Origin of the sequence: Leeuwenhoekiella sp. NPDC079379 (assembly GCF_044542075.1) — a bacterium.
Taxonomy (GTDB): Bacteria; Bacteroidota; Bacteroidia; order Flavobacteriales; family Flavobacteriaceae; genus Leeuwenhoekiella.
Window position 1 is genome coordinate 1 of sequence record NZ_JBITTU010000020.1, and the last position, 1,077, is coordinate 1,077.

Sequence of the window (1,077 nt, forward strand, 5' to 3'; positions counted from 1 at the left end):
GAGAATGAACAAGGAAGATCTGTGGGCGATCTATCCAGAGAATTAGGTATTGACAAGAGTACCTTTTATTACTGGCGTAAAAGGTATGGAGGAATGGAGCAGCAACACCTTAAGCGTTTAAAGGAGCTCGAGGAAGAAAATAACAGGCTCAAGCAAATGTATGCAGATGTAAGCCTGGACAACAAAATGCTCAAGGACGTTTTATCAAAAAAGTTCTAAGACCTTCCGACAAAAGAGTTCGAGTTAAGTATCTCATTAAAGAGTATTTAGTACCGGTTGTACGAGCCTGTAATGTTGTAGGGCTTACCAGATCAATGTGGTACTACCAGAGTAAAAAGGACGATAGCCAAGTCATTGATAAGTTGACTCAACTAGCAGAAGCCTATCCTACTCGAGGTTTTGATGAATATTATTATAAAATCCGTCGAGAAGGTCTAAAATGGAACAGAAAGCGTGTATTGCGAGTTTATCGAGAGATGAAGCTCAGTCTTAGGCGTAAACATAAGAAGCGTTTAATAAAACGCGTAAAACAGCCTTTAGAAATGCCTTCTGTTCTCAATGAATGTTGGAGTATAGATTTTATGAGTGATGCACTTACCGATGGTAGAAAAGTACGGGTGTTTAATGTAATTGATGATTGTAACCGAGAGGCTCTTGCTATTGAGGCAGGACTTTCCTATCCTGCCAGAGCTGTAGTAGAGACCCTAATCAATTTAAAAGAAGAGCTTGGAACTCCTAAATATATTAGATGCGATAATGGGCCAGAGTTTATCTCCAAAACATTTACAAAATGGTGTGAGAAAAACTTTATTGAAATCAAATACACACAACCCGGTAAACCAATGCAAAATGGGTACATAGAACGCTTTAATCGCTTCTTCAGAGAAGACATCTTGGATGCGTATTACTTCAATGATATTCATCAACTTCAAAAGATAAGCGACAACTGGAGGGAGGATTATAATTTTAATCACCCTCATAAATCTTTAGGGAATAAATCCCCAAAAGAATATATGCCTAGGTTTGATGAAGAATTTAAATTCTTCATCAAACCTGAACTAAATAATAACTATTTAT

The 1,077-nt window shown here is 37.3% G+C and carries 2 protein-coding genes; both read left to right on the plus strand.

All coding sequences use genetic code 11. The features are described from left to right. The coding region (locus ACIGAM_RS17385) for a transposase (protein WP_396512744.1) at positions 1–219 on the plus strand (219 nt) is incomplete at its 5' end. A 35-nt stretch (positions 220–254) separates the two neighbouring features. Then, the coding region (locus tag ACIGAM_RS17390) for an IS3 family transposase (protein ID WP_396512745.1) at positions 255–1,077 on the plus strand (823 nt) is incomplete at its 3' end.